The sequence below is a fragment of the Burkholderia sp. CCA53 genome, from assembly GCF_001685525.1.
GTDB classification, from domain to species: domain Bacteria; phylum Pseudomonadota; class Gammaproteobacteria; order Burkholderiales; family Burkholderiaceae; genus Burkholderia; species Burkholderia multivorans.
Genome location: NZ_BDDJ01000001.1, coordinates 1,214,775 through 1,240,011 on the forward strand (window position 1 = coordinate 1,214,775; position 25,237 = coordinate 1,240,011).

The 25,237-nt window shown below is 62.6% G+C and carries 20 protein-coding genes and 3 pseudogenes; 6 read left to right on the forward strand and 17 right to left on the reverse strand.

The annotated features are described in order from the left end of the window. Window positions 1–15: 15 nt before the first annotated feature. The 7 genes from tssG to BCR55_RS05600 all read right to left on the reverse strand — a co-directional run bounded on the left by tssG (window position 16) and on the right by BCR55_RS05600 (window position 6,806). Window positions 16–1,116 carry a type VI secretion system baseplate subunit TssG gene (gene tssG / locus BCR55_RS05570; protein WP_006406957.1) on the reverse strand — a complete coding sequence of 367 codons (1,101 nt, stop codon included), beginning with the start codon at window positions 1,114–1,116 and terminating at the stop codon, window positions 16–18. After that, a complete protein-coding gene (gene tssF, locus BCR55_RS05575) occupies window positions 1,080–2,915 on the reverse strand; it encodes a type VI secretion system baseplate subunit TssF (protein ID WP_035946276.1) in 1,836 nt (611 codons plus the stop codon). The genes tssG and tssF overlap by 37 nt, the downstream gene beginning before the upstream one ends. Window positions 2,916–2,993: 78 nt before the next feature. Further along, window positions 2,994–3,479, reverse strand: coding sequence for a type VI secretion system baseplate subunit TssE (tssE, locus tag BCR55_RS05580; RefSeq protein WP_006406959.1), 486 nt, complete (start codon window positions 3,477–3,479; stop codon window positions 2,994–2,996). A gap of 62 nt (window positions 3,480–3,541) precedes the next feature. Next, window positions 3,542–4,045, reverse strand: coding sequence for a type VI secretion system tube protein Hcp (locus BCR55_RS05585; protein WP_006400546.1), 504 nt, complete (start codon window positions 4,043–4,045; stop codon window positions 3,542–3,544). 71 nt (window positions 4,046–4,116) lie between these two features. Continuing rightward, window positions 4,117–5,607 (reverse strand): type VI secretion system contractile sheath large subunit, encoded by a 1,491-nt coding sequence (gene tssC, locus BCR55_RS05590; protein ID WP_006400547.1) that lies wholly within the window; start codon window positions 5,605–5,607, stop codon window positions 4,117–4,119. A gap of 15 nt (window positions 5,608–5,622) precedes the next feature. After that, window positions 5,623–6,138, reverse strand: coding sequence for a type VI secretion system contractile sheath small subunit (gene tssB / locus BCR55_RS05595; protein WP_006406960.1), 516 nt, complete (start codon window positions 6,136–6,138; stop codon window positions 5,623–5,625). Window positions 6,139–6,173: 35 nt separating this feature from the next. Next, entirely contained in the window at window positions 6,174–6,806 is a 633-nt protein-coding gene (locus BCR55_RS05600; protein WP_065494297.1) for a M48 family metallopeptidase, read from the reverse strand. Between the two features lie 388 nt (window positions 6,807–7,194). Between BCR55_RS05600 and tssJ the strand changes: the two genes are divergently transcribed. The 3 genes from tssJ (at window position 7,195) to icmH (ending at window position 10,022) form a co-directional block, all read left to right on the forward strand. Further along, complete coding sequence (tssJ, locus tag BCR55_RS05605; RefSeq protein ID WP_006400550.1) at window positions 7,195–7,794, forward strand: type VI secretion system lipoprotein TssJ; 600 nt, start codon at window positions 7,195–7,197, stop codon at window positions 7,792–7,794. 102 nt (window positions 7,795–7,896) lie between these two features. Next, the gene (gene tssK / locus BCR55_RS05610) at window positions 7,897–9,243 is read left to right on the forward strand and encodes a type VI secretion system baseplate subunit TssK (RefSeq protein WP_006409507.1); all 1,347 of its coding nucleotides are present in this window, start codon (window positions 7,897–7,899) and stop codon (window positions 9,241–9,243) included. Then, window positions 9,240–10,022, forward strand: a complete 783-nt coding sequence (gene icmH / locus BCR55_RS05615; protein WP_006406963.1) for a type IVB secretion system protein IcmH/DotU — start codon at window positions 9,240–9,242, stop codon at window positions 10,020–10,022. Before tssK ends, icmH begins: the two co-directional genes overlap by 4 nt. 85 nt (window positions 10,023–10,107) lie before the next feature. Here the strand turns inward: icmH and BCR55_RS05620 are convergent, their stop codons facing one another. Both BCR55_RS05620 and BCR55_RS05625 read right to left on the reverse strand, forming a co-directional pair. Continuing rightward, window positions 10,108–10,425, reverse strand: a complete 318-nt coding sequence (locus BCR55_RS05620; protein WP_065494298.1) for a hypothetical protein — start codon at window positions 10,423–10,425, stop codon at window positions 10,108–10,110. 398 nt (window positions 10,426–10,823) lie between these two features. Next, window positions 10,824–11,858 (reverse strand): IS481 family transposase, encoded by a 1,035-nt coding sequence (locus BCR55_RS05625; protein WP_059938068.1) that lies wholly within the window; start codon window positions 11,856–11,858, stop codon window positions 10,824–10,826. Window positions 11,859–11,897: 39 nt separating this feature from the next. On the opposite strand from BCR55_RS05625, the pseudogene BCR55_RS32260 reads away from it, so the two are divergent. Beyond that, window positions 11,898–12,146: pseudogene (locus BCR55_RS32260) on the forward strand (transposase); the annotation flags it as partial. A 79-nt stretch (window positions 12,147–12,225) separates the two neighbouring features. Here BCR55_RS32260 and BCR55_RS30230 read toward each other — a convergent pair. The 6 genes and pseudogenes from BCR55_RS30230 to BCR55_RS05655 all read right to left on the reverse strand — a co-directional run. Next, window positions 12,226–12,363, reverse strand: a pseudogene (locus BCR55_RS30230) (RHS repeat-associated core domain-containing protein); the annotation flags it as partial. Next, complete coding sequence (locus BCR55_RS05635; protein ID WP_035489409.1) at window positions 12,359–12,784, reverse strand: SMI1/KNR4 family protein; 426 nt, start codon at window positions 12,782–12,784, stop codon at window positions 12,359–12,361. The gene BCR55_RS05635 and the pseudogene BCR55_RS30230, both read right to left, overlap by 5 nt. Before the next feature lie 29 nt (window positions 12,785–12,813). After that, a pseudogene (locus tag BCR55_RS05640) lies at window positions 12,814–13,413 on the reverse strand (RHS repeat-associated core domain-containing protein); the annotation flags it as partial. A gap of 289 nt (window positions 13,414–13,702) precedes the next feature. Then, on the reverse strand, window positions 13,703–14,005 hold the full coding sequence (locus BCR55_RS32265) for a hypothetical protein (protein ID WP_065494300.1): 303 nt from the start codon (window positions 14,003–14,005) through the stop codon (window positions 13,703–13,705). A 1-nt stretch (window position 14,006) separates the two neighbouring features. Next, the gene (locus BCR55_RS05650; protein WP_065494301.1) at window positions 14,007–18,650 is read right to left on the reverse strand and encodes an RHS repeat-associated core domain-containing protein; all 4,644 of its coding nucleotides are present in this window, start codon (window positions 18,648–18,650) and stop codon (window positions 14,007–14,009) included. Between the two features lie 56 nt (window positions 18,651–18,706). Beyond that, entirely contained in the window at window positions 18,707–21,886 is a 3,180-nt protein-coding gene (locus tag BCR55_RS05655) for a type VI secretion system Vgr family protein (RefSeq protein ID WP_065494302.1), read from the reverse strand. A 331-nt stretch (window positions 21,887–22,217) separates the two neighbouring features. Between BCR55_RS05655 and BCR55_RS05660 the strand changes: the two genes are divergently transcribed. Beyond that, entirely contained in the window at window positions 22,218–23,018 is an 801-nt protein-coding gene (locus tag BCR55_RS05660) for a transporter substrate-binding domain-containing protein (RefSeq protein ID WP_006400561.1), read from the forward strand. 112 nt (window positions 23,019–23,130) lie between these two features. On the opposite strand, the gene BCR55_RS05665 is transcribed toward BCR55_RS05660, so the two are convergent. After that, a complete protein-coding gene (locus BCR55_RS05665; protein ID WP_006400562.1) occupies window positions 23,131–23,334 on the reverse strand; it encodes a hypothetical protein in 204 nt (67 codons plus the stop codon). 885 nt (window positions 23,335–24,219) lie between these two features. After that, window positions 24,220–24,426, reverse strand: coding sequence for an AlpA family transcriptional regulator (locus BCR55_RS30245; protein ID WP_083211775.1), 207 nt, complete (start codon window positions 24,424–24,426; stop codon window positions 24,220–24,222). A gap of 249 nt (window positions 24,427–24,675) precedes the next feature. On the opposite strand from BCR55_RS30245, the gene BCR55_RS05670 reads away from it, so the two are divergent. Then, window positions 24,676–25,206 (forward strand): ImmA/IrrE family metallo-endopeptidase, encoded by a 531-nt coding sequence (locus tag BCR55_RS05670; RefSeq protein WP_065494303.1) that lies wholly within the window; start codon window positions 24,676–24,678, stop codon window positions 25,204–25,206. Window positions 25,207–25,237: the final 31 nt, after the last annotated feature.

Genomic DNA, 25,237 nt, shown 5'->3' on the forward strand with positions numbered 1-25,237 from the left:
TGTTGTCGTTCGGTATCAGTGAATCACGTGCAGCTCGTAGCGCGCGTCGGACCGGTCTTCGTCGGCGTCGCGCGTGCAGAGGAACGCGTCCCAGCCGAGCCGCGAGCCGGCGCCGAGCACGCTCGCGCCGACTTCGGTCCGCTTCAGCACGAGCTTCACTTCGTATTCGAGCGTGACGCCGGCGAGCAGCGTCAGCATCCGCTCGAGCGCAACGGCCTGCGCGCCGCCCGGCAGGAACGCCTCGTAGTCGCGCTTGGACAGCGGGCCGATCACGATCCGGGCGCGCATGTCGCGCTGCCACACGCGTTCGCCGACCAGCGCCGTCGCGCCGAGCACCGCGTTGACCTGGCCGAGCACGCTCAGCTGATCGGGCGGCACGTCGTACCACTTGCCGACGAACTGATCGATCTTCACCGGCACGCGGAAATAATCGGACAGCGTGCGCTGCAGATAGGCGGCCGACATCGGCCGGTGTCGCGCCGCGAGCGCATAGCCGGCGACCGCTTCGTCGAGCACGCCGCCCGCGCCTGCCGCGAGACTGTCGCGCACGTCGTCGCTCGCCACGCCCGCGATCGCGAGCAGCAGCGGCAGATAGCGCTCGTCGCGATCGAGCTCGTAGTGGAACGGCAGCCGGTATTTCTTCCAGGCCGCGTAGAACAGCGCGGTCGCGCGGTTCGAGAACACGTCGAAGAATGCGCGCGCCGCATGGTCGCGCTTCAGATGCTCGCGCGCCGCGATCTGTTCGGTGTAGTGCAGCGGCAGCGCGCCCTGCGCGCCGAGCAGCCCGAAGAACGCCGGCGTCAGTTCGACGCGCCCGAGCTCGCCTCCCGCGACCGCCGCTTCGCGCTGCTCGGTCGAGTCGAGCGGCAGGCCGTCGTCGTCGAACGAGCGCGCGCCTTCGATCTCGCTCGGCGGAAAGCCGAGCGACAGCGTATTGCGGAACGCGATCCGGTGCGCGACGACGTCGCCTTGCCGCCACGCGCCGGGCGCATCGGCGGCCTGCCGCGCGAACAGCCCTTCGAGCACGCGCACCGCCTGGAAGAATTCGAAGCGGTGCGGTTCGTCGAGCAGCGTATCGACTACGCCAGAATCGATTCGCCGGTGCGGGGCTTGCATCGGATGATCTCCTCGCCGGTGCGCTTCGACACGACGACCAGTTGAACAAAGCTGTTGAGGTGCACGTACAGCCCGAAGAAGCTGTCGAGCACGCGCACGAACGACGCGAGGCTCGCGCCGACGAAATGCTCCTCGTCGATCGTCAGCCGCACTTCGATCCCCCGCACGAATGTCGCGAACGGCTTGCCGGGCAGCCACTGCACGGCGCCGCGCTGCTCGATCGCGACGAGCCCGTCGATCTGGCGCGTCGACACCGCGGTGCGCCGCAGGTCGTACAGCGTCAGCATCTCCTTGAGCGGCGCGAGCCCGTGCGCGACGAGCGACACGTGGTTGAGCGCGAGGTGCGACACGAGACGCCAGTGCGCGGCGCGGCCGCGCTCGAAGCGTACCGTCTGCGTCGGACGGCGCAGCAGCGCGATCCCGGCCGTCTGCGCGCCGCCGTCCTGGAACAGGTCGCCGCCTTCGAGGCCGAACGCGAGCATCGCCGGCAGGTCGCGGTTCGTGCACGTGAGATCGAGGCTCAGCGTGTCGGTCTGCGGTGAAGTGGGCTCGAAATCGATGTCGACGATCGAGATCTCGGTCTCGTAGCCCGGGCTCTTCTGCGCGACCGAGTCGTTGCGGCGCGCGAACCAGTAATGGCCGATCCGCGCCGCTTCGCCGTGATGCAGCGAATAGAACGGCCGGAACTCGATCACCGATTCCTCGTGCGCCTGCTGCCGCACGAGCTTCACCGAGTCGATCGAATAGACCTCGTACGCGAACGCGCGGCGCGCCTCCGCGATCACCGGATACGATACCGCGCGATGCGTGATGCGGATCGGCTCGCCGTGCTGGCGGAACAGGTTGACGACCGGCGTGCAGAACAAGCGGAAGTGGCTCGCGGCGAGCAGCTCGAGCAGCCGCGCGACATGCGAATCGCTGCGCACGTCCTGCAGCACCAGATGCAGCGTCGCGCGCTGGCAGCGGCCCGATGCGCGCGCGATCGCGGCGATGTCGAAATCGACGAAGTCGAACTTGTCGGGAAAGCCGAAGTATTCGGTCAGCAGACGATACGCGGGATGCGATTTCGCCGGATAGTCGATCAGCGCATCGCCTTCGTCGAAGCCGGCCTGCGCGATCGGCAACTGGCGCAGCGCGGTCCAGCGGCCGTTGCGCTCCGGTTCGACGTACGCGCCGAGCACGTTGACGAACAGGCAGTCGGTCAGCGCGGCGACGAACGACTGCTCGCCGTGCAGATGCGCGCGCAGCGTCGGCAGCTTCAGCGCGCCGAGATCGAGCTGCGCGGCGAGCGATTCGAACGTGATCGAGATGACGCCCGTCGCGTTCGACGGCAGCACCGTCGCGCTCGGCGCGAGTGCGACCGGCGTATAGCGCGCCTCCGAAATGCGGATCGGCGCGAGCGTCACGTCGTAGGCGGTGCGGAACCGGCACTGCACGCCGCGGATCGGGCGGCTCTTGAGCTCGGTGCCGCGCCGGATCACGACCGGCTCCGTCTGCTGCCCGGGCGCCGCCGCCGCGAACTGCGCGATCGAGCACGACGGAAACGGCCGCAGATAGTGCGGATACAGCACTTCGAGCAGCGCTTCGGTGAATTCCGGGTAGTCGTCGTCGAGCTTCTTGTTGATCCGCGCGCCGAGCAGCGCGAACGACTCGATCATCCGCTCGACGTGCGGGTCCTCGCAGTGCTCGCCGGACAGCGCGAGGCGCGCCGCGATCTTCGGATAGCGTTCGGCGAAATCCCGCGAATAGCGCCGCAAAAACGATAATTCGCGCTCGTAGTACGGCAGCAATTCTTCCATCGACGACCCCGAACCTCTTCCATTCCGTGCCGGACCCTGTTCCGCCGCCGTGCGGTCCGGCCCGCGCGGCGGCTTGAATTACAGCATGCGTGCCGTGCGCGCGCGCGTGACCGAATACTGGAGCGTCGAAGGCTGCAGCATTGCATCGAAGCTGACCGGCTCTTCGGCCGGATGCACGACGAGCAGCGCCTGGATCGCGAAGTAGAGCGCGTTGGTCGACTGCTCGTTCAGCTCGAACGTCACCTGCACCTGCTGCAGCCGCGGCTCATGGCGTGCGATCGCCTGCTGGATCGACTTGCAGATGAATGCGCGATCGTAGTGGCTGGCGAGGCTCAGCCCCGCGAAATCGTTGAGCCCGTAAGTCAGCACCGACTTCTGGCATTCCGGCAGCGCGGCCAGCTCGGTTTCGGTGTGTGCGATACGGGTATTGAGGATCGCCTCGACGTCGCGGGCGACCGTGTTCTTCAGCTCGTCCAGCGACAATTGCCGCATCGCGGCCGAGGCCGGCAGATGCGGTTCGTCGTCGAACAGCTTGTCGAGAAAACTGGGTTCGAAGCGTTTCATCGGCCGGCATCTGCTGCGAAAACGGCAACGGAGCGCCGCGCGCCCCGTTGCCGCAACCGACCTTAGACCGCGTAGGTCTTGTCGTTCTTCGTCAGGCTCCAGGCGCCCTGCGTGTTGCCGCCCTGGTTGCCGCCGATCTTCTGCTGCGTCTGCTTCCACTGCACGGCCGCATACTTCAGCGAGAACGTCTCGACCGGCAGGCCTTCCTCGCGCACGCTCGGCGCGATGCTCGAGATGATCACGTACTTGAGCTTGATCTCCAGATACTGGACACGCTTGCCTTCGCCGTCCGCACGCGAGAAATGAATCGTCACTTCGTCGAACGTCGTGCCACCCGACGCGTGCTGATACAGCAGCGGGCTCGACGAATCGATTTCCTTCGTGAAGATCATGTCGCCGTGCTCGCAACGCGTGGCGGTGTGGCCGCCTGCGGTCGACGCGGTCGCCGAACGCGGCTGGATGATCGAGTGATCCCACGATTTCAGTTCGATCCAGCCCTGGTGGTCCTTGTCCGCGGATTCGCCTTTGATCGCCGGACTACCAAACTGCATGTGCATGTGTAACATGGCCCTTCGACTCCCCAAAGAGGTGGTTTTAACGTCCTACCCAGGCGGCCCGCCCGGGCGATTTTGCTCGCTTATGAATTTGCCGGTTTGGGCAGATCAGCGACAAGTCGCAGAGAAATCGAGAGTTCGTCGAGCTGAAAGTGCGGGCGCAGGAACGCGACCGAACGATACGAGCCCGGCTTGCCCGGAATCTCCGATACTTGTATGGATGCCTCGCGCAGCGGAAATTGCGCCTTCTGCTCCTGCGTCGCGTTGTCGTCGAGCAGCACGTATTGCGAAATCCACCGGTTGAGGAAGGTCTCCACGTTCTGCGCCGACGCGAAGCTGCCGATCTTGTCCCGCATCATCGCCTTCAGGTAGTGCGCAACGCGCGATACCGAGAAGATGTACTGAAGCTGGGCAGAGAGCACGGCGTTCGCGTTCGCGCTGTCGGTGCTGTATTTTTTCGGCTTCTGCACCGATTGCGCAGCGAAGAACGCGGCGTAATCAGAATTCTTGCAATGGACGAGCGGGATGAAGCCGAGATCGCTCAGCTCCTTCTCGCGGCGATCGGTGATCGCGATCTCGGTCGGGCACTTCAGCGCGACTTCGCCGTCGTCGGTCTTGAACGTGTGCGTCGGCAGATCCTCGACGAGCCCGCCGCCCTCGACGCCGCGAATCGCCGCGCACCAGCCGAAGTCGTCGAATGCGGCCGTCAGCCGCGCGGCGAACGCCCACGCGGCGTTGCACCACAGATACTTGTCGTGGTCGGTGCCGTCGACGTCTTCGACGAAGTTGAAGGTTTCCGCGGTCTGGCCGTCCTTCGGATTGAACGGCAGGCGGCCGAGGAAGCGCGGCAGCGTGAGGCCGACGTAGCGCGAATCCTCGGAATCGCGGAACGACTTCCACTTCGCATATTCGACCGTGTCGAACACCTTGCCGAGATCGCGCGGCTTGCCGAGATCGGCGAACGATTCCAGGCCGAGCAGCTCCGGCGACGCCGACGCGATGAACGGCGCGTGCGCGGCCGCCGCGACGTGCGACATCTGCTCGATGAAGTACATGTCCTCGGGCTGGCGCGAGATCTCGTAGTCGCCGATCAGCGCGCCGAACGGCGAGCCGCCGAACGTGCCGAATTCTTCTTCGTAGACCTTCTTGAACAGCGCGCTCTGGTCGAACTCGCTGGCGCCCTTGAAGTCGCGCACGAGGTCGCGCTTCGGCGCGTGCAGCGCCTTGATCTTGATCGTCTGGCCCGTGTTGCTTTCCTTGACCAGATAGTCGAGCCCGCGCCATGTGCTTTCGAGGCGCTGGAATTCCGGTGCATGCATCACCGCGGACAGTTGCGCCGAGATCAGCCGATCGAGCTCCGCGACGCGCGCGTCGATCGTCGCCGACAGGTTGTCCGACACGACGACCGTGCCGTCGAGCACCTGGTGCACGAGTTCGCCGATCAGGTCCTTCGCGCGCGCATGCTCGGAATCGGATTTCGCGACCTTGCTCTTCTCGACGATTTCGTCGAGCAGCGAAGTCCCGGCGGCGTATTCCGCGCCGCTCGCTTGGGCCGGAGCCGTTTGCTGGTTCATCTCAACACTCCGTCGTCATTCGCCGTCTTTGTCGCCGCCCGTGCCCTTCGCGAGCGCCTGCAGCTGCTGCGTGTTCTTCAGCACCTCGGACAGCAGGTCTTCGAGCTTGTCGTTGCCGGCGAGCTTGTTGCGCAGGTCGGCGAGCTTCGAGCGCGCCTCGAGCAGGCGGCGCAGCGGCTCGACCTGCTCGACGACTTCGTCCGGATTGAAATCCGACAGCGAACGGAATTTCAGGTCGACCGCGAACTTGCCGCCCTCGGGGCTCAGCCGGTTTTCCACCTGGAACGCCGCGCGCGGCTCGATCGCCTTCATCACGTCGTCGAAATTGTCGCGATCGATGTTGACGAACTTGCGATCGCGCAGTTTCGGCTGCTCGACTTCGGACTGGCCGGCCAGATCCGCGACGACCCCGACGACGAACGGCAGCTCCTTCACCTCGATCGCATCGCCCTTCTCGACCTCGTAGGTCAGCTGGACGCGCGGCGGCCGTATTTTCTGCAAGCTTTTCTGAATGCTCTCTTTCTTGGCCATCGACGGCTCCCAGGTTGGTTGTGGTTATGCGCCGATCAACGCAGCGCGCTGAACGGATCGCCGCCCTTTTGCGGCGCACCGCTGCTCGACGTCTGCGCGGGCTGCGTCGCGGCGCCGCTGTCGGCGGCCGCCGTTGCGGCCGCGGCCTTCGCTCGGTGAATCGGGCGCCGGACCTTGCGCGCCTGGACCTTCTGCTCCGGCGGGAACAGCGCGTTCTCGCCGAGCGTTTCGCGCAGCTGCTTCGCGAGCGCCTGCGCATCGGACTTCGCGTCGCCGGCCAGCGACGCATCCTGACGCAGTTCGCCGAGCGACTGCGTCGCGATCCGCAGGCCCGCGACCGCGAGCACGCTCTTGGCCTGACGGTCGGTCGAGTCGCGCTGCAGCGCTTCCTGAGCGGCGACGATCGCCTGGCCGTAATGGTTCTGGGCAAACTGGATTTGCGCAATGCGCGACCACGGCTCTTCGCGTGTCGGGTCCGACTTGGCAAGCGCCTGATAGAGGCCGAGCGCGCGATCCTGATCGCCCGATTTGGCCACTTCGTCCGCTTCTGCCAGCGATTTGTTGAATACTTCGGCGGTCGGCGGCGTGGTCGGCTGACTTGCACAGCCCGCAATCACGCCGCAAGCCAGCACTACCCCAGACAGCTTTGCGAAGAGACGATCTTTCATCGTTATATCCACCGGCGCGTGAGTTTTAAATCGTTGAGAATCCGTTCTTTTGCTTTGCAAGAAGCGCGCGGGTATAGTACCGATCAATTTTTCATAATTCAATCGTCGCGTGCAGGCTAATTTCTTTTAAAACCGGGCGCTGCCCCGATGAAACACGGCGGGCGGCGGGTTCGAGACACCGTTCGAATCCGCCGGAAAGCCGCGGTTTTGCTGTCTTGCGGCGGCTCGCCGGGAGCATCGGAAAAAATTGCCGAACCGCTCTGTCGCGACGCACGCAGGCTTAATAGTTGAACGAGGGACCGGCCGTGCATCGCGCCGATACGCGAAATGCCCGGCAGTTTTGACAGGGAGCAAAAGGCGGCACGCCGGAAATAAGATGAGATCGCCCATGATTCGCTACGGATTGCCGTTGATCGCTTGCGCGCTGCTGGCCGGCTGCGCCGCCGCGCCGCTGCTCGGATCGGCCGCGAGCGCCGTGATGTCGGCCACCGGCATCGGCAAGCCCGAGGTGCCGGACTCGCAAAAACCGCCGCGCAACATCGGCCTCACGCTCGCCGCCGCGCCGAATCTGAATGCGGCGACCGATAACAAGCCGCTCGCGCTCGTCGTGCGGCTTTACGCGCTGAAAGACCCGACTTCGTTCCAGCAGGCGCCGTTCGACGCATTTACCGATCCGAACAAGGAAAAAGCCGCACTCGGCGCCGATTTGCTCAACGTCCGCGAAATCACGCTGATTCCCGGGCAGCGCTATACGGCGACCGAGAAAGTGTCGCGCGAAGCGCAGGCATTCGGCATCGTCGCGCTGTTCCGCGATCCCGCACTGCAGCGATGGAAGCTGACATTCGACCCGGCGAAGTCGGAGAAATCCGGCATAATCATCGGCCTGCATAATTGCGCAATGACGGTGACCGGGGGCACGGTGATCGCACCGCAGCAGGGCGCGCCTTCGCAACCGCTGAATATGCTGTCGTCGGTCAGTTGCGGTTAAACGTGACGCGCGAATGTCAATTAACAAGAGTTAACAAATCGCGATTTAATTCGGGCACGAACAGATCGATTACATCGCAACGCGACATTAACCGGATTCGACATGAGTTATTCGGCCAAGGTGCTGTGGGGAGAAGGGCTGTTCCTCCGGCCTCAACATTTTCAGCGGCAGGACGCGTACCACGAGGCGCGCCTGTTCGAATCGATCCAGGCGATCCAGCCGTACAACTGGGGGCTGCGCACGCTGCGGATCGACCATGACGCGCTCGGCAGCAACGTGCTGCGCGTCGCCGAACTCGCGCTCGTGTTCCCCGACGGCACGCTGTACGCGGCGCCGCAGGGCGACGATCTGCCGCCGCCGATCGCGCTCGACACGCTGCCCGACGGCATCAACGAATTCGTGTTCTATCTGGCGCTGCACCCGCTGCGCGAGAACGGCACCAACTACAGCGACGATCCGGCCGCCGGCTTCACGACGCGCTTCGTCAGCCAGCAGAGCAGCGTCGCCGACAACTTCACCGACGCGGCCGAAGCCGACATCACGTTCCTGAAGACGCAGGTCAAGCTGATTGCGCACAGCGAGCCGCGCGACCAGCTGCTGTCGGTGCCGCTCGTGCGCGTGCGGCGCACCGCGACGTCCGGGTTCGAGGTCGACGACAGCTTCGTGCCGCCGTGCCTCGCGATTGAAGCGTCGCCGCTTTTGCATCAGCGGCTGCGCCAGCTCGTCGACGCGCTGCAGGCGAAAGTCAATGCACTGTACGGCTTTCATCGCGAGCCGTCGAAGAACATCATCGAGTTCCGCTCGGGCGACATCGCCTCGTTCTGGCTGCTGCACACGGCGAACGCCGCGTTCGCGACGCTCGCGCACCTGCATCAGCACGCGGCGCTGCATCCCGAGCGGCTGTTCCATGAATTGCTGAGGCTCACGGGTCAGCTGATGACGTTCTCGAAAGGCTATTCGCTTGCCGATCTGCCCGTCTATCGCCACGACGATCCGGGCCCCGGCTTCGCGCGTCTGGACGTGATGCTGCGCGAACTGCTCGACACCGTGATCTCGACGCGCTACTTCGCGATCACGCTCGACGAGGTGCGGCCGTCGTTCCATCTCGGCCGGCTCGACTCGGGCAAGATCGACGACAAGACCGAGTTCTACCTGGCAGTGTCCGCCGACATGCCGAGTGTCGAGCTCGTCGATGCGGTGCCTGCGCGCTTCAAGGTCGGCGCGCCCGACGACGTCGACAAGCTCGTGCTGTCGGCGATGCCCGGCGTGCGGCTGTCGTACACGCCGCAGGTGCCGCCCGCGATTCCCGTGCGGCCGGGCGCGTGCTATTTCCAGCTTGATTCGCGCGGCGCGCTGTACGAGCGCATGCTGCAGGCCCAGTCGGCGATGATCTATGCGCCGACCGGCATCAATGACCTGAAATTCGAACTGATCGCGGTCACATCATGAGCTACGCGCCTTCCCTGTTCGGCGACAACGCGCCGACACCCGTGCATACCCCGTCGTCGACGGACGCCGCATTTCAGGCCCGTTCGCTGCTCGATCTGCTGTACGACGGGTTCTTCATGCTGTTCCTGCTGAAGAACGGCCGCGAGCCGGACAGCGCGAGCGAGTTCAGCACGAAGATCCAGGAATTCCTGTCGGATTTCGAGCGCGGCGCGAAGAAGCTCAATATCGCGGCCGAAGATGTGTACGGCGCGAAGTTCGCCTATTGCGCGGCGGTCGATGAAATGGTGCTGTCGTCGCAGTTCAAGATCCGTGCCGACTGGGAGCGCCGGCCGCTGCAGCTCGTGCTGTTCGGCGAGCAGCTCGCGGGCGAGAAATTCTTCCAGTATCTCGAGGAATGTCGCGCGCAGGGCGCGGCGCGGTTGCAATCGCTCGAGGTGTTTCACATGTGCCTGCTGCTCGGGTTCCAGGGCAAGTATCTGCTCGAAGGGCCGGAGAAGCTCGCGTATCTCACCGCGCGGCTGGGCGACGAGATCGCGCACATGAAGGGCAAGCGGGCCGCGTTTGCGCCGCATTGGCCGCTGCCGGATCAGATCGCGCACCGGTTGAAGCGGGAGGTGCCGGTTTGGGCGATCGGGGCCGTGTTCGCGCTGGTGGCCCTGCTCGGGTATCTCGGGCTCAATGCCTACCTCAAGGACAAGACGCTGCAGGCGTTGGCACCTTATTCGCAGGTGATCAAGGTCGGGCCGGAGTCGGCGAATTTGACGATTTCGTTGCCTTGACGGCTGTGCTTCGTTCGGACGTTGACGCTGTATGAGAGAGGACCGCTTGGCGGTCCTTTTTTGCTATGGCATGTGACGTGTGGCTTCAGAGCAGGATGAAGTCTTCGTTGTCGACGTAGAACGTGAATGCGTCGAACAGCTGCGTGGCGGTCGGCTCGTCGACCTGGTCATGCGCATTGATTACGATGTCTTCGATCGTCGCGCTGTTCAAGGTCACGCGCCAATCGGGGTGTGGGGCGGTGGTGGGTGGCGAAGCAGCTTCGGTGTTGGCGGCATCTTCGATGAATGCGGCCTCTGTGTCGAGGGTCCATGGCGTCCGCGGGAGGCAGAGCCATCCGTGGAAATCGCCAGGGTGTTCGAGGATGTGTTTCAGCGACGCGGTGGTCACGGGGATGGTCGGCATGGGTGTTGCGGCTATAACCAGGCTGAAGTCGATGCAAGTCGGGTGATGCCACTGAAACGAATGCGCCTGCGTCGCAGCGCTCGCGGCAGCGAGCCGTGATTATGCCAATTTCGGAGGCGCGAGGCGGATCGACGGTTGTTGTCGGTCGAGCGCTCCGTTCTCCGATATACATCGTCAAGCGCAGGATGGTCATCCATTGCGCTTGCCGAGGCGGTCGAGCCGGTCGAGCCCCAGTACGACGAGCGGGAGCGATGCCCGTCGCCATGCGGCGTGCAGGAAAGCGGACCGCAAGAGAGCGCACCCATTTCCCGCGTTGGATTGCCTCTTGTCAAACTGAGCCAGCCGTTAGATCAGACGAGATCGGCATGCCATTGCGTGTGCGATTCACGGACATCGTTTCACTTCTTGGTGCGCCTTTTTCGTTCCGTGGTGGAGCTCGAGGCTCCGTTAGGAGACGCGAGCTCCACCACGCGCCGGTGATGTTCGGCGAGGGTCTTGTCGACGCGCCATTCACGGTGGCGAATTCGTTCTTTCGTTTCGTCGTAGGCACTTTCCACCTCCTCCGCGAGAGGCGTAATTTCGCTTAACTCCGCGATACGATCGATGGGCGTTTTGCCACCAAGTGAGCCGTGCGGGCGCCGCCAGTTATAGTCGAACTGCCACTCCTCAATTCGTTGGTCGATCGCATCCCCGGTCGGTGGATGATCCGACCAGAATTCGTTGAGGTCGGTGAGCTGCGAACGCTCGACCTTGCCGTTGAGGTGTGGCGAACGGGGCGGAATCGGTCGGAATTTGATGCACTCGCTCATCAAGCGCCGCTGCACTGACTCGGCGAAGAACTCACCGCCTCGGTCGGTCTGGATACGCTGAATCGGGAACGGCATCTCCTCAATGACGCGATTAAGAAAAAGCAGCGTATTTCGGGCATTTCTGCGTGGGTAGATCGCCAGTACCCGGAATCGCGAACAGTCGTCGATCGCCGTGTACTGGTACGCACCTCGAGCGATTTTCATCGTGTCCATCTGGACGCGGTCTCCAGGCACCGGCCGGCTATAGCGTTTCGGCTGCGTCGGTCGCCTGGATCGAACCAACGGTTTTACACCCGCCTCGCTCAAGATCTTGTGAATGGTCGCGAGGGATAGCTCTCGTTGCTCGTGCAGTCGCAGTTCATTCTGGATCCGCCGTGCGCCTTTGCGCTCAGCGCGCAATCGGAGGACCGTCGCCCGATCAGCCTCGGAGACCTTCCGGTTTGGGCTGCGCAGTGGACGACGGCTTTGAGACTGGAGACCTGCTTCGCCAGCTTCCTGATAGCGACGCAGCCATTTGCGAAGTGTCGGCCGAGATATGCCGCACCGTGCGCACACGAGGCCGGCATTGCCGGTCTCGTGATACATGCGTACCCAACGTAATCGCGCGGCGATCTCTCGGTCCATCGCTTCATTCTAGTTGAAACGATGTCTATGAATCACACAGATCAGGTGATTCCGTTCTACGCCTTCGCGCCTGACATCCGGAAAATTGTATATACGACCAACGCGATCGAGTCGCTGCACATGCAGCTTCGAAAGATCATCAAGGCGCGCGGCCACTTCCCGTCGGACGAGGCCGCGCTCAAACTGATCTGGCTGGCGCTGCGCAACGTCGTGGCCAAGTGGACCGGCTCTCGGCACGATTGGAAGAGCGCCATGACACAGTTCGCGCTGCTTTACCCGGAACGATTCAACATTGGAGTCCGAATCTCAACCCGCCTCACACACGAAATTCCGGATACCTCCCTCACCCCCTATACAAACAATCGCAGCACGTCAAGCCGAGCGGATCAACCCACCCCACGGGGTTGGGTGCGTATCGAAACACGTTTATCCCACCGCTAAACCCGACGGGATCTCTGCTGGTGAACCTGCCGAGTTGGGGATCATAGTAGCGATGCCGGTTATAGATCGTTGCCCGTTATGTGGCCGTCGTGGATGGCGGTCAACCCGGCAACGAGATCGCTTGCCAGTGATTTGACCTCATCCTCAGCTAGCGCACCGAGCGGCACGACAACGAAACGTTGGTCCCTTCGGAGATCCAGAGCAAAGCAGTAATCCCCACCGTCCGTACCGATGCCCACAAAGCCCCGGCCCATGCGTGTCGTGATCGAGTACAAGGCATTGAGTTCGATGACCTGCTCGACGGCCCACATGGACAGATAGAGGTCACCAACTTCGCCCTCGCCCCCATCCGACCACGCAAGGAAGTCCTTATAGTTCAATGGAAGCAGGACGCCTAGTGTCTTTTCCAGGCGAGCGATTTCTGCACGGGTAGCGGGAGCCCTTCTGCGAAAGTCGACGCCCAGCAACGCTGTGAAATCCGTCATTTGATGGCTCCGAGTTGGTCGAAATACTTCTACGCCTTCTTCAAGGCACGCTTACGGCAGTCGTCCGAGATCCCAGCAGCCCGCATATCTTGAGACGAATAGTTGAATTGATCCTGAATGCTGGTAGCCCACGGGTCCTGTCCCGCAGCCGTCATTGCGTCGCGACGTGCGTTCTGGCTATCGCTGATCGCTTTGTGGATCGGGTTTTGTGGGATAAGAATCGCAGGAGCTTCTCGGTAGTTGTACCCCTCGATTTCGTTCGCCTTAGCCCAACGATCCTGAATGATGTGGTGACTCTGATAGCCAGACAGCCGGGGGCTCGGTTGATTACCGTGGGGCTCAACGCCACATGGGCACCCGCATCGCTTCGCGAGACCAAGTGGATCAATCCAGCCCGTCGGGTTATCAGCGTACTGATAGACGTTGATGCCGCCATCGAGGCCGATCGGGTCCTTCGACACGAACCGTCCGCTACTCGGATCATAGTACCGGTGCCGGTTGTAATGCAGCCCCGTCTCCTCATCCTCCTGCTGCCCCTGAAACCGCAACGAATTCCTCGCCACGATCCCCGCCGCCTTCGACGCCCGCGCGATCACCTCCCGCGCTTCGCCCCACGCCTTGTACGACGCTTAATTGAACTCGTCCCACTACTCGAAGTGCATCACTGCATATGCCTTCAGGTTACCCTGCGCCTTCAGCACCTCTGCGGACAACATACCTTGCCGTCCTGCTCACGGGTGACCAAGGCCGAGCCGGAGTCGGCGAATTTGGCGATTTCGTTGCCTTGAGGTTGCGCTTCTTCCAACGCTGTCGAGGGTCGCTCCGCGGCCCTCTTTTTTTGTGCCGCCTGGTGCGCTGGATCAGAGCAGAATGAACTGGCCAAACAATTGCTTGACGCTGCGATCGCCGAATAGACCGTCAAAGCACTTCAGCCAAGCACTTCGCGCAAATCGCACTAAATAGCCCTATTGCCTTCTCCATCGCACCTTCGTCCACGAACGTGCATATTTCCTCGGAGTCCCAAACTCCCCCCAAGCTTTGTAGAATAGTCCGGTCTTCCGCGGTTCCATAGCCGGGATATTCCAGCTCCTGATAAACCAACGTCATCGGAAACACTCGCTTAAAGTCGGATCCCACACCGTTTCGGATCAGATCGACAACATTGTTCGTCACCAATTCAGCAGGTTGGGAGCCATGTTTTTCACATTTTGCGTGAGCCATATTATCTGACCTTCATTTTAAATCCACGTTGAGTAAGATACCGTGATTGACCCAAAGGCCCAGAGGGAACGTTTTCTCCACCGGCCCGCAGGACATTCGCAACGTGATCGACGCAACTATTTGACCTCTCATCATATTGACCTAACTGCCGTCCGATTTGGGCCTGCTGATAGGCAATCGCAGCATTGGCATTCGGAAGGGGTACTTCCGTGGTATGAAGGATGGGGTCGCCCACCATTAACCTTTCGCGCCTCTCGTTTACAACTGTTGTAGTCGTATCGCCCGTGATTACTTGATGAGTATGGACAGATGCAGTCGGACTCTGCACTTCAACCGTATAGTGCCCAGTTCGGCTTCCCGTATCGTAGTGTCGAATCACTGCCTTACCAGCACATGGTGTGAGTCCAAGGGGGTCGATCCATTGAGTCGGATTCGCCGTATGCCGGAACAGGTTGATTCCACCGCCCACGCCGACCGGGTCTTGCGATGTGAAACGCCCAATGCTGGAATCATAATACCGATGCCGGTTGTAATGCAGCCCCGTCTCCTCATCCTCCTGCTGCCCCTGAAACCGCAACGAATTCCTCGCCACGATCCCCGCCGCCTTCGACGCCCGCGCGATCACCTCCCGCGCTTCGCCCCACGCCTTGTACGACGCTTCCCAGACAACATCCCCATCCTGGTCCGTCAGCAACTGCGGCGTGCCGATCTGGTCGCAGTGGTAATAGAAAAGCTTCGCGTCAGCCCGCCGCTGCGGCACCTTCTGCAGCGGATCGTCCTCCGGCACGTACCGATCGCTGCTCTTCCACTCCGGCGTCTCGATTCCGAGAACCGGCTCGGCCACATACTGCGCGAGCGGCACGAACGTCCCCGGCTCGTAGATATAGTGCGTGCCGCGCTCTCCATCGCTTTCGTACGCGAGCGTGTCGCCATCCCATCCGAACACCGTCCGCTCGCCGTTCACCTCCTTCGCGATCCGGCGGCCGAACGCGTCGTAAAAGTACCGCGCCTCGCTCTGCCGCGACGTCTCCGCAACGCGCGCCGACAGCAGACGGTTGAACGCATCCCACTCGTATTCCTGCTCGCCCGCCGGCGTATGCTTGCGCACGAGATTGCCCCGCGCGTCGTACTCGAAGCGCATCCCCGCATACGCCTTCAGCAGGTTGCCGAGCACTTTCGGTACCTCTGCCGGCAACGTGCTTTCCGGCCGCACCGGGCTCGGCCGCGACGCAGGCGTGTCGCTCGATCGCGCCGGATCGACGATATTGCTCGCCGGATCGAACGCGAACCGCTCCTTCGCGACCGGGCTGATCGCCTCGATCAGCCGTCCGACCGGATCGTACCGATAGTCGATGCCGCCCTTGCGGCTGTCCTCGATCCGCGACAACTGACCGGCCGCGTCATAGCGATACCGTCGCTCGACCAGCGGCGCCGGCGACGTGGACCGTTGTATCGTCTGTTGCAGCACGCGTCCGGCCGGATCGTAGTGCGTGCGTTGTCCGACCTTGCTCGACAGCATCCGCACCGTCTCTCGATGCAGATCGTCGCGCTCGAATTGCACTCGCTCGTCGCCATCCAGCAGCATCCCGTGCACGTGCCCGGAGCCGTACATCAGCCAGTCGATCGCGTGGCCGTCCGGTCGCACGGTGCGCCGTCGATTGCCGAGTTCGTCGTATTCGTGATGCCACACGTAGCTGCGTCGCTCGCCGAACAGATTGTAGGCGTGATGCTCTCGGACGAGGTTCCCGACCGGGTCGAAGAAGAACTGCACGCGACTGTAGCGGTTCACCGCGTCGATCAGGCGGCCACTCCGATCGTACGCAAACCGCTCCTCGCTTTCGCCAGAAGCACGCTTCAGCAGCCGCCCGTTCACGTCGAGGTCAACCGACGTCACGCAGCCGGCTTCGTCGACGGCAACGAGACTACCGCTGTCCTTGTCGTATTGATAACGCGTCGACTTGCCGTCGAAGCCGATCTCTTCGATCAGCCGTCCCGCCGGATCGTAGTGGAACTGATATGTTGCGAAGTTCGCATCGGTCAGTGCAGTGAGCCGGCCGAGACGATCGTAGCGATACGCAATCGTCTGCCCGAGTGCGTCTGCGCGGCTCGCAATGCGGCCCGCCGCGTCGTAGCTGTATCGCGTCGAACGGTTCAGTTGATCGGTATGCCGCAGCAATCTGCCTTCGGCGTCGTACTGCACGTGCTCGACGCCGGCGGGAGAACGAATCTCCGACAGCTGCCCGTTAGGTCCGTAACCATAAGCGACCACGCCGCCGGACGCATCCTTGGCCTCCACCACGCGCCCGATATCGTCGTACTGCCACTCCGTATTCTTTCCGGAGCAATCGGTGTAGCTCGTGAGCTGCCCGGCGTCGTTGTATTCGAGCGTCTTGGTCCCGCCCTTCGCATCGGTGATCTGCGTCGGCAACCCCTTATCGTTGTACGCGTACTTCGTCGCGTGCTCGAGCGGATCGATCTCCTCGACGAGATTGCCCGCATCGTCGTACTTGCGCTGCCACACGTGCCCATTCGGATCGACGAGCCGGATCATCTGGTCCTTGTCGTCGTACGCCATCTCGATGATGCTGCCGTCGGCGCGTTCGTGCCGAACGAGATTGCCGCGTGCGTCGTATTCCCTGCGCTCGATGCTGCCATCCTGCCGGATATGCAGCACCAGATTGTGATTCGCGTCGCGACGGAACCACTCCTGATTGCCATCCGGATACACGATCCGGTACACATAGCCGTGAATGTTGAAGTAGTACCGCGTCATCCGACCAAGCGCATCGGTCACGTATGTGAGGCGGATGTTCGGATTCCATGCGAGCCGAATGTCCAGGCTGCCGTCATCCGCATATTCACGAATGCATTTCGCGTCCGCGTTGTCTTCGGCATCCGCGCCATCCCATTCGAGCGACATGCCGCGGCCCGTTCGATCTGTATAGCGCGTCACAAGATGCCGGTGATATTGATACGTCCGTGCATTGCCATGGCGGTCGACCGCACGGACGAGATCACCGTTCGCATCGTATTCATAGCTCGCCAACGTACGGCGCTCACCGTCCTTGAGCACCTGCTCGATCTGTACGATCCGGCCATGCCGGTCATGCTCGAGCGCAAGCACATTGCCGCTCGCGTCGATCAGGCGCGCGAGGCGATCAAGCGCATCGTAGTCCAACGTGACGGTGTTCCCGGCGCGATCTTTCTGCATCGCGAGCCGGAACGCATCGCCTCGGCGTTCGTATACATGCAGAACGTCATGGCCGTATGCGATCGTCGCCCACGTATCGTCGAGCCGCGACAGCGTCAGGTTCTCCGACAGATCGTCGTGCACCGCTCCGGCCGCGAGTGCCGGGTAGTCGATGCTGCGCCCCTCTGCATCGCGGTAGATCCACCGGTCGTTCTTGACGTCGATGCGCGTCGTATAAGGCGTGATCCAGCGTGCACCCAGCTCGCCGCTGTCATATGCAGACAGCCGCGAGCGATAGGTACGCTCCCAGACGAGCGGCAACGCGCCCGGCAGATCGAAATCCACGTGCGAGAACGTCTCATCGCCGAACGCGAAATCGATGGAAGCCGGTGACCCGCCGATGCCGCAAGCCTTGCATTTGCTCTTTCCCTGCCCTTCGGCCGGTGCCTGCGCGTCGGTTTTCTCCAGCCCCTCCTGGCCGCGCGTCTTCTTCGCCTGACTCTTTCCGGCGGCCTTGACGTCCGCACTCTGTTCATGGAGCTTCGCGCGCGCCTTCACACGCCCAACGGCCTCGATCAACTGCAACACGAGCCACATCATCTTGCCTTCTTCGCTCCCGGCGAGCGAACGGATCGACGTTGCGACCTTCGGCGCCTCGGTCCGCAGGAAGGTCACCGTGCCGCGAAACGGCTCCAGCCACGCGTCCGGCGCGAGCTTCGCCATCGTGCCCGCCGTCTTGTTCGCTACCTTCTTGCCAAGTGCCTTGGTGCCCTCGTATGCGAACTGGATGCCGTCACCGACGCGGCTTGGGCTGTACCACGGCCGATCGTCGGCGATCTTCTTCGCGAGCTGCTGCTGACGTCTCAGATTGCCGCCGGCGTCGAAGAGCTGCCCGTGCAGCGCCTTGTCCATGCCGTTCGCCAGCGCGATCATGATCTCTTCGCACTTCGACGCGCAACCGTCGAGCAGCTCGGTGAGTCCGGCCTTCAGCTTGTTGAGAAAATCCTCGATTTCGGTCGCGCATGTCGCGTTGATGTGCGTGACAAGCACGGAGATGATCGCTGCACCGAGATTGTTGCGCGTTGCCAGTAATTCGTGACGAACGAGCGCGAGTAGCGGACGCGCCGACATCCGGAACGGCGCAAGCGTTGGCGGAATCGGAATGATGCCGAGAAGATTGATCGCGAGGCTCATGTAATCGAGCACCTGGCCGCCGCGTTTCTCGACGATCTCGGCAATATCGCCAAGTGCGTCGGCCATCGCCATGATGTTGCCGACGATCGGCACCGCGCCGGCAAAAGTCTTCACGTCCTCGAACGTAATGTGGTTGCCGCTGATCCGGCGCAACCACGCGTCGAAGCGGTTGCCGACTGCGGCGACGTCCTTTGGCGAAACATCGCTGAGCCAGGTAACGGCCTGTTCTTTCTCGGCGCCCGGTGGAAGTTGCTGTGCCATGTCGTTTTTCGTTCAAATCGCGATTTGTTGTTCTCGACGGCCGATACGCCGCCCTCTCAGGATTTAAGCGGGCCGCCGAAGCCGCTGGTCGGCAACTTCATGCCGGCGGCGCCGCCAGCCGATGCCATCGCCGTAGCGCCCTTGCCGGCGATCCCCGCCACACCGGGCAAAGCGCCCTGCAGCGCCCCGGATGCAGCATTCGCGGCTGGCGCAGCCAAGGCCGCGAGGCCGCCTTGACGCGCGGCCTGCACCATCCCCGCCACCTGCTTCGCGGCGCTGCCCAAGCTTGAAGCGGTCTGCAACGCGGACACCGCACCCGCGCCGCCCAGCGCAGCCGCCGCAGCCGGCAACGCGGAGCTCGCCAGTCCGCCCAACGCAGCACCGGCGCCGCCTCCACTCGCCAGCCCCGCCGCAGCCGTCGCAGCCGCGGGCGCCATTCCCTTCAACTGGCTGGCGAGCTGACCGGCTGCCGCGGCCTGCGCACCCTCCGGCGACGGCGTGACAGGCTCGGCCGGCCACTTCGCTTCCTTGAAATAGTTCGCCGGCTGATCCGACTCGCGCGGATCCTTTCCGAATTCGACACGCACTGCGCCGGGCGGCAGTCCGCTCACAACCGTATAGCCGCTGTTGTCGAGCGCCCCCTTCTTCAGCACCGCGCCGTTCACGTCCTTCACCGTGAACAAGCCGCCCTTCACCGCCTCGCCGTTCGCGTACTTGTGAAACAGTTCCAATTGCCCCGGCTGATCGGGCCTCGGGCTCGGCAACGGATAGCCCATGCTCGCGGGCCCCGCGAACGTATGCGACGCACCCTTCACATCGACCGCACCCGGCGTATGAATCTCGATGTTCCCGCCTTGAATACGGATATAGCCGCCGCCGCTCGTCAGCAGAATCCCCTGATCGGCCGCGATCTCGATCCTGTCGGTTGCGGACACAACCTTTACCGCCTTCTGCGCAGTCACTTCGACGTTGTCCGACTGCGCCTGGATCTCCACCTTGCCCTTGCCCGCGAACAGCTTCATCCCCGCGTTCTGCACGAACAGGCTCAGCTTCTGTCCGATGCTCGCGATCAGCGACTTGCCTGCGGCCACGTGCACGCTCTGGCCGCTCGCGACGTTCACGTGATCGTTCGCGACCATGTGCACCGACTGCTGCGTCGACATCGCGATCCCCGACGGGCTGCCGAACAGCATCACCGGTTCCTTGAATGCATTCGCGCTGCCCGTTCCACCGCCCGCAGTACGCCCGCCCGACGCATTGCCCGACACGCTGCTTTGCGTCGCGTCCGCGAACGCGCGCATCGTGTCGTGCGCTTCCTTCAGGCTTTCCGCCTGATGCTGTTCGCTCACGCCCGACATCGCCTCGATCAGGCTCTCGCCGGTCACGAGCTGCTGCTGCGCTTCCTTCACGTCGAGCGGCTGGCTGTTCGCCGCCTTCGGATGCGTGGTCACGTACAGCCCCTGACTCGCGCGCACCGCACCATACGCATCCGAGCGCAGATCGAACCCGCTGCCGAGATACGAGCCGCGCGCATTGCCGTTCTGATCGATGATGTAGCCCAGATGCAGCAGGCTGTTCGCGCTGCTGCTCATCAGTTGCACGCGGTTCTGCCCGGTGGCGTCGTCCATCACGAGCTGGTTGTAGCCGCCGCCCGCGTATTCCTTCGATCGATATCCGGACAGAATGCCGTCGCTATGCCACTGCGGCTTGTTCGCGCCGTTGTACACGCGCCCGACCGCCAGCGGCCGGTCGCAGTCGCCGCCGACGTAGTCGATCAGCACTTCCTCGCCGATTCGTGGCACGTGCACGCCGCCGTAGCCGCCGCCGGTGTCCGACTGCACCACACGCACCCAGCACGATGCGTTCTCGTTGCCCGGATTGAGGCGATCCCATACGAACTGCACGCGAATCCGGTTCAGCTCGTCGGTATAGACCTCCTCGCCCTGCGGACCAACGACGATCGCCGTCTCGAGGTGCATCTTCGGCTTCGCGTGCTCGAACGGGCTGCGATACGGCACGCTCGTGCGCTGCGCCTCGACTTCGACGAGATAGAAGCCGAGCGAACCGTCGGGATGCGGCACCTGAAGTTCTCGCATGTCCCCGTATCGAGCGCGTACCTGTGCGAGCGACGACGCAAGGCTGTGCGGAAAATTCGAATCGCTCGCGGACACGGGCAGGTTGTTCTCGATCCACCATGCGACTTCGATCGTCGCGAACTCGCGCTGGTCCGCCGGATCGCGATCGTGTTCGGGATGGTCCGCCAACGTAAAGCGCCGGCCCGCATCGATAGCACGCACGCCGCCCGCGCCATGAAAGCGCTTGGCCTGCGATTCCCACTCCTCCATCCGGATCTTCGTCAGATGGTCGCCGCGTGTCTGGTCGAGATACGTGTACGCGCCGGTGTATTCGTAGACTTCGAGCTGGTCGGGCAATTCGCCCTGACCGGCCATCGTCGGCAGCGACGTGCCCTTCGGGTTCGACGGCTGCGACGGATTCTTGTAGTCGAACGTGCGCGTCGTGCGCGTCACGCTCTGCAGCGTGCGCGTGCCCGACCATTGCGTGAACGCGTCGGCTTCGCTCGCCGCCCCGCCTCGATAGAAACGCACGGTCTCCGGCGACAGCGGCGCAAACGCCTGCAGGTTGTCAGTGATCACAAGCGTATGCGACTTGCCGTCGTCGGCCTGCTGCCACGTGCAATAGAGCCCCTCGTCCTCCATCAACCGATGGATGAAATGCCAGTCGGTATCGTGCTGGCGCGTGTACGAGCGGTTCGGCAGCGGCTTGGATAGCGCGAAGCGGAAGTGGCCCTGCGCTTGCGGATGGCAGTTCAGGACGTCGGAGATGATCTGATCGACTGCCGCGTCGTTCCAGATGCGCTGATCGCGGCGAAACTTCAGAAAATGGGTGAAATCGGCGAACGTGAGCTGATAGGTTGTCAGCCCACCGTCGGCGCCGAGTCGGCGCGCGGTATGCACGTAGCCGTTGATCGGCCGGTAGCTGCGATCGGCCTGCTGGAGCCAGAGCGTGATCGGCTGCGCGATCAGTTTTTTGAGTTCCAGATCGCTGTCGGTCGACAGCACGTCGAGCGCGAATTCGTACGCGCGCCCAATGCGCGAACGCCCGACCGCGCGCTGTACGGTGAGGACATTGGCTCCCAGCGGCGTATCGAGCTTCAACAGCCGGTCCTGCTGAAGCAACCCGCCGCGCAATGCGGCAATTGTGTTCTGCATGTTCATGGCTACGGCCTTTTCTTCTTTTGACGCACCCTCGGCGGCGCGAGCATTCGACTTCGCTCGCGCGATTTTACAGACAAATCTCGGCGTTTCTCGTAAAACTGACCTGATTTAAAAGAGCGGTAATTCGAACGCGCCAAAAATCGTTTTGCGTGCCACCGCGCGGATCCGTCGCCGTTGCTTTTTGCCGTTGAAATCGATTGCAATCAGGGCCAATTCGACTTTCGGCGCGGCCCAGTTGCGAGTAGTGTCGACGTGCCGTATTCCGGCCGCGGCCGGCCGCGACCGCTGCCCGGGCTCGCCCAACCACACACTGAACTACTGGAGATCCGCGATGAAACGTACGAAGTTCCTGCTGTCGGGCCTGCTGCTTGCGTCGGCCCTCGGCTTTACGGCCGTCGCCGCCCACGCCGAAGACCTGCTCGACTCCGTGAAGAAGGCCGGCGTGCTGCGCGTCGGCCTCGAAGGCACGTATCCGCCGTTCAACTCGCGCGGCACGTCGGGGCAGCTCGAGGGCTTCGACGTCGACGTCGCCAATGCGGTGGCCGGCAAGCTCGGCGTGAAGACGCAGTTCATCCCGACCGAATGGAGCGGCATCATCGCGGGCCTGCAGGCCGGCAAGTTCGACGTGATCGTGAACCAGGTGACGATTACGCCGCAGCGCAAGGAAGCACTCGACTTCAGCGAGCCGTACACGTATTCGGCTGCACAGCTGATCCAGCGCAAGGACGACAAGCGCGACTTCAAGTCGCTCGAGGATTTCAAGGGCAAGAAGCTCGGCGTGACGCTCGGCACGAACTACGATCAGATGGCGCGCAGCGTGCCCGGCATCGAGGTGCAGACGTATCCGGGCGCGCCGGAAAAGCTGCGCGATCTGGCCGCGGGCCGGATCGAGGCGACGCTCGACGATCGGCTGATGCTGCCGTACATGATCAAGACGTCGAATCTGCCGCTGCGTGCCGGTGCGGTGCTGAACGGCGGCAAGCAGGAGATGGCGATCCCGTTCCGCAAGGGCAATCCGAAGTTCGAGAAGGCGATCAACGATGCGCTGGAGTCGCTGCGCAAGGATGGCACGCTGAAGAAGATCTCGATGCACTGGTTCGGCAGCGATGTGACGGTGCCGGTCGCGCAGTAAGCGGTTCGCCGCGGTTTCGTTGCGTCACGCCGTTCGCTGGTGCGGCGGCTTGACGCGTTTCTGCGGTTCTGTACCGGGCTCTTCTGTTCCGGTCTCCTCCGTTTCGTCTCCGTCAAGCCGCCTCGTCGAAGCGCGCGAGCAGCATCTGGCCGATCGGCGTCAATGCGGGGCGCGCCGCTACCGCGCTCATGCGCGCTTGCGTATCGTCAACCAGACGCTTTTCGACGAGAACGGTGAAAGCCGGGTTGGATCGATCGACGCTGTCCGGCGCGCGGGCGACGCGAAGCAGCATCGAAAATTCATGCGGACTCAACATGACGGTTGTCTCCTGATCGTTCGCGATTCATTCAGGATGAATCGGCGTCGATCGTGTCTTTGAATGAACGGTGCAATGCACGAAACGGTACGCGTTGCAGGGAGCGAGATCCCGGACGCCCTTAGGCGACGCGGGCACGTCGTCGCTCGAGGGTTGCGCACGCCCTGACGCGCGAACGTATCGCCGCGGATTCAGGTACGCATGTACGGATGTCGCGGGAGCCTTTCTGTCTGGCAAAAAAGCCCGGGAAACAATACATTGGCACCCGAATTGCACGCGAGGCCGCGCCAGGAAGGAGCAACCTTATGGCCGCATCGTGACGCGACCGTGACATGAAAACGGGGGAGCAACGAGGCGGTATGTGCGCGGCCGGTTTCGCCGTCCATCTGATTGCGGCCGATGATATGCATCGGGTTGGCGCCGTAGTGCCGGAACACGACGGGGATCACGGCAACGGAGCCGAAAACCTCAAGCCCGGGGATACGGGAAAACGGCAGGGTCGGTTTTATCGGATTTGCCGTTGTGGCACGCGTCGGCCCGGCCGACAGCTTGACCTCCGCGCGATGGCAATTCGTGCGCGCCCGTCAACTTGGACGAGCCGTCTGCGAGCACGGTCTCATCGTTTGGAAACGCGAGCGGCTTATCGGAAATGCGAAGGGGTTACGCAAACATCGCGTAACCCCTTGATTTCATTGGTGCCGGCTGCAGGACTCGAACCCGCCACCTGATGATTACAAAGCAGTCGAAATTGTCAATGATAGCAACGACTTAGCGCGTATCTGCGTTTCCAAAATGCACACTTCCGTTGCCTTCCCAGCCTTGTCTGGCAAGGATCGAATTCCGATTGGAAACGCCTCAAAACTCACGACTGATTCGAAGCGAAATCTACCTGAGAGCGCGAATCCAATCCTCGACGGTGGATTCGCGCCAAGCCACAGCCCGAGCGCCTAGCTTGACGCCAGCCGGAAATGTTCCTGCGCCAATCCTGCGATAGATCTCACTTTTGGACAAGCCAATGCGTGCGCGAACCTCTGCGAAGCGCAGCAAGCGCTCCGGACGGTCCAGTCGCGAATTTTCGTACAGGTCGCTCATGCTATTTCTCCTGCTGAAATCTCACGCGAGATTGCTAGCCGCGGGTGACCGCGCCGGCTGGCAGCGGGCCGGCCCGCTCAGCCATGCGTTTGCCATAAGCCCACAAATACTGTAAAAATATACAGTGGTAGGGTGAACTGCCGGGCGTGGCGCCCGGTGGCAGGCCAGTGGACGAAATATTTGCCACTTGTCAAGGGGGTTCGCTATAATCCCCGGTCAATAGGAAAAACTAAACCCTTTGAGGCTCACATGAACACGCTCGCCTTTGCATCGCCAGAGCCGTGCAACCTCGGGAAGAAGGCCGTAGGCGACCTGGCGGAGAAGCTTGCCCGTCATATTCAGTACGAGATCGGCTCAGACCTTGAGTCTTTGGTAGCCCGCCTCGGTGGGGAAATTCGCTACCAAGACATCTGGGCGCTAGACTCGAGCGAATCTGGCTCTATTGAGATCCACGGCGACAACAAATTTGTTGTTACGCTCGCGGCACATACGAGTCGAGCTCGTGATCGATTCACGATAGCCCATGAGCTTGGTCACTACTTTTTGCACTATCGCCTCCCTCGCGTAAAGGGTCGCGACATAGGGCCAATGCGAGCAGCGCGCTACGGTGGAGATCAGGCTGAAGTCGAGGCAAACTGGTTTGCCGCATCGTTCTTGATGCCGGAAGGAAAGTTCACAGAGGCGTTCCATGCAACGGGGGGCGACCTTGTGTCGCTCGCGTCACAGTTTGGCGTGTCAACGTCTGCCGCAGGCGTGCGCGCAAAATCCCTCGGCTTATAACAACAAATCGGGCGACGAGCCCACTGCATTC

Coding starts and splice junctions, on each gene's coding strand:
- tssG (WP_006406957.1), bottom strand. CDS start 1,116: ATGCAAGCCCCGCACCGGCGAATCGATTCTGGCGTAGTCGATACGCTG.
- tssF (WP_035946276.1), bottom strand. CDS start 2,915: ATGGAAGAATTGCTGCCGTACTACGAGCGCGAATTATCGTTTTTGCGG.
- tssE (WP_006406959.1), bottom strand. CDS start 3,479: ATGAAACGCTTCGAACCCAGTTTTCTCGACAAGCTGTTCGACGACGAA.
- BCR55_RS05585 (WP_006400546.1), bottom strand. CDS start 4,045: ATGTTACACATGCACATGCAGTTTGGTAGTCCGGCGATCAAAGGCGAA.
- tssC (WP_006400547.1), bottom strand. CDS start 5,607: ATGAACCAGCAAACGGCTCCGGCCCAAGCGAGCGGCGCGGAATACGCC.
- tssB (WP_006406960.1), bottom strand. CDS start 6,138: ATGGCCAAGAAAGAGAGCATTCAGAAAAGCTTGCAGAAAATACGGCCG.
- BCR55_RS05600 (WP_065494297.1), bottom strand. CDS start 6,806: ATGAAAGATCGTCTCTTCGCAAAGCTGTCTGGGGTAGTGCTGGCTTGC.
- tssJ (WP_006400550.1), top strand. CDS start 7,195: ATGATTCGCTACGGATTGCCGTTGATCGCTTGCGCGCTGCTGGCCGGC.
- tssK (WP_006409507.1), top strand. CDS start 7,897: ATGAGTTATTCGGCCAAGGTGCTGTGGGGAGAAGGGCTGTTCCTCCGG.
- icmH (WP_006406963.1), top strand. CDS start 9,240: ATGAGCTACGCGCCTTCCCTGTTCGGCGACAACGCGCCGACACCCGTG.
- BCR55_RS05620 (WP_065494298.1), bottom strand. CDS start 10,425: ATGCCGACCATCCCCGTGACCACCGCGTCGCTGAAACACATCCTCGAA.
- BCR55_RS05625 (WP_059938068.1), bottom strand. CDS start 11,858: ATGGACCGAGAGATCGCCGCGCGATTACGTTGGGTACGCATGTATCAC.
- BCR55_RS05635 (WP_035489409.1), bottom strand. CDS start 12,784: ATGACGGATTTCACAGCGTTGCTGGGCGTCGACTTTCGCAGAAGGGCT.
- BCR55_RS32265 (WP_065494300.1), bottom strand. CDS start 14,005: ATGGCTCACGCAAAATGTGAAAAACATGGCTCCCAACCTGCTGAATTG.
- BCR55_RS05650 (WP_065494301.1), bottom strand. CDS start 18,650: ATGGCACAGCAACTTCCACCGGGCGCCGAGAAAGAACAGGCCGTTACC.
- BCR55_RS05655 (WP_065494302.1), bottom strand. CDS start 21,886: ATGAACATGCAGAACACAATTGCCGCATTGCGCGGCGGGTTGCTTCAG.
- BCR55_RS05660 (WP_006400561.1), top strand. CDS start 22,218: ATGAAACGTACGAAGTTCCTGCTGTCGGGCCTGCTGCTTGCGTCGGCC.
- BCR55_RS05665 (WP_006400562.1), bottom strand. CDS start 23,334: ATGTTGAGTCCGCATGAATTTTCGATGCTGCTTCGCGTCGCCCGCGCG.
- BCR55_RS30245 (WP_083211775.1), bottom strand. CDS start 24,426: ATGAGCGACCTGTACGAAAATTCGCGACTGGACCGTCCGGAGCGCTTG.
- BCR55_RS05670 (WP_065494303.1), top strand. CDS start 24,676: ATGAACACGCTCGCCTTTGCATCGCCAGAGCCGTGCAACCTCGGGAAG.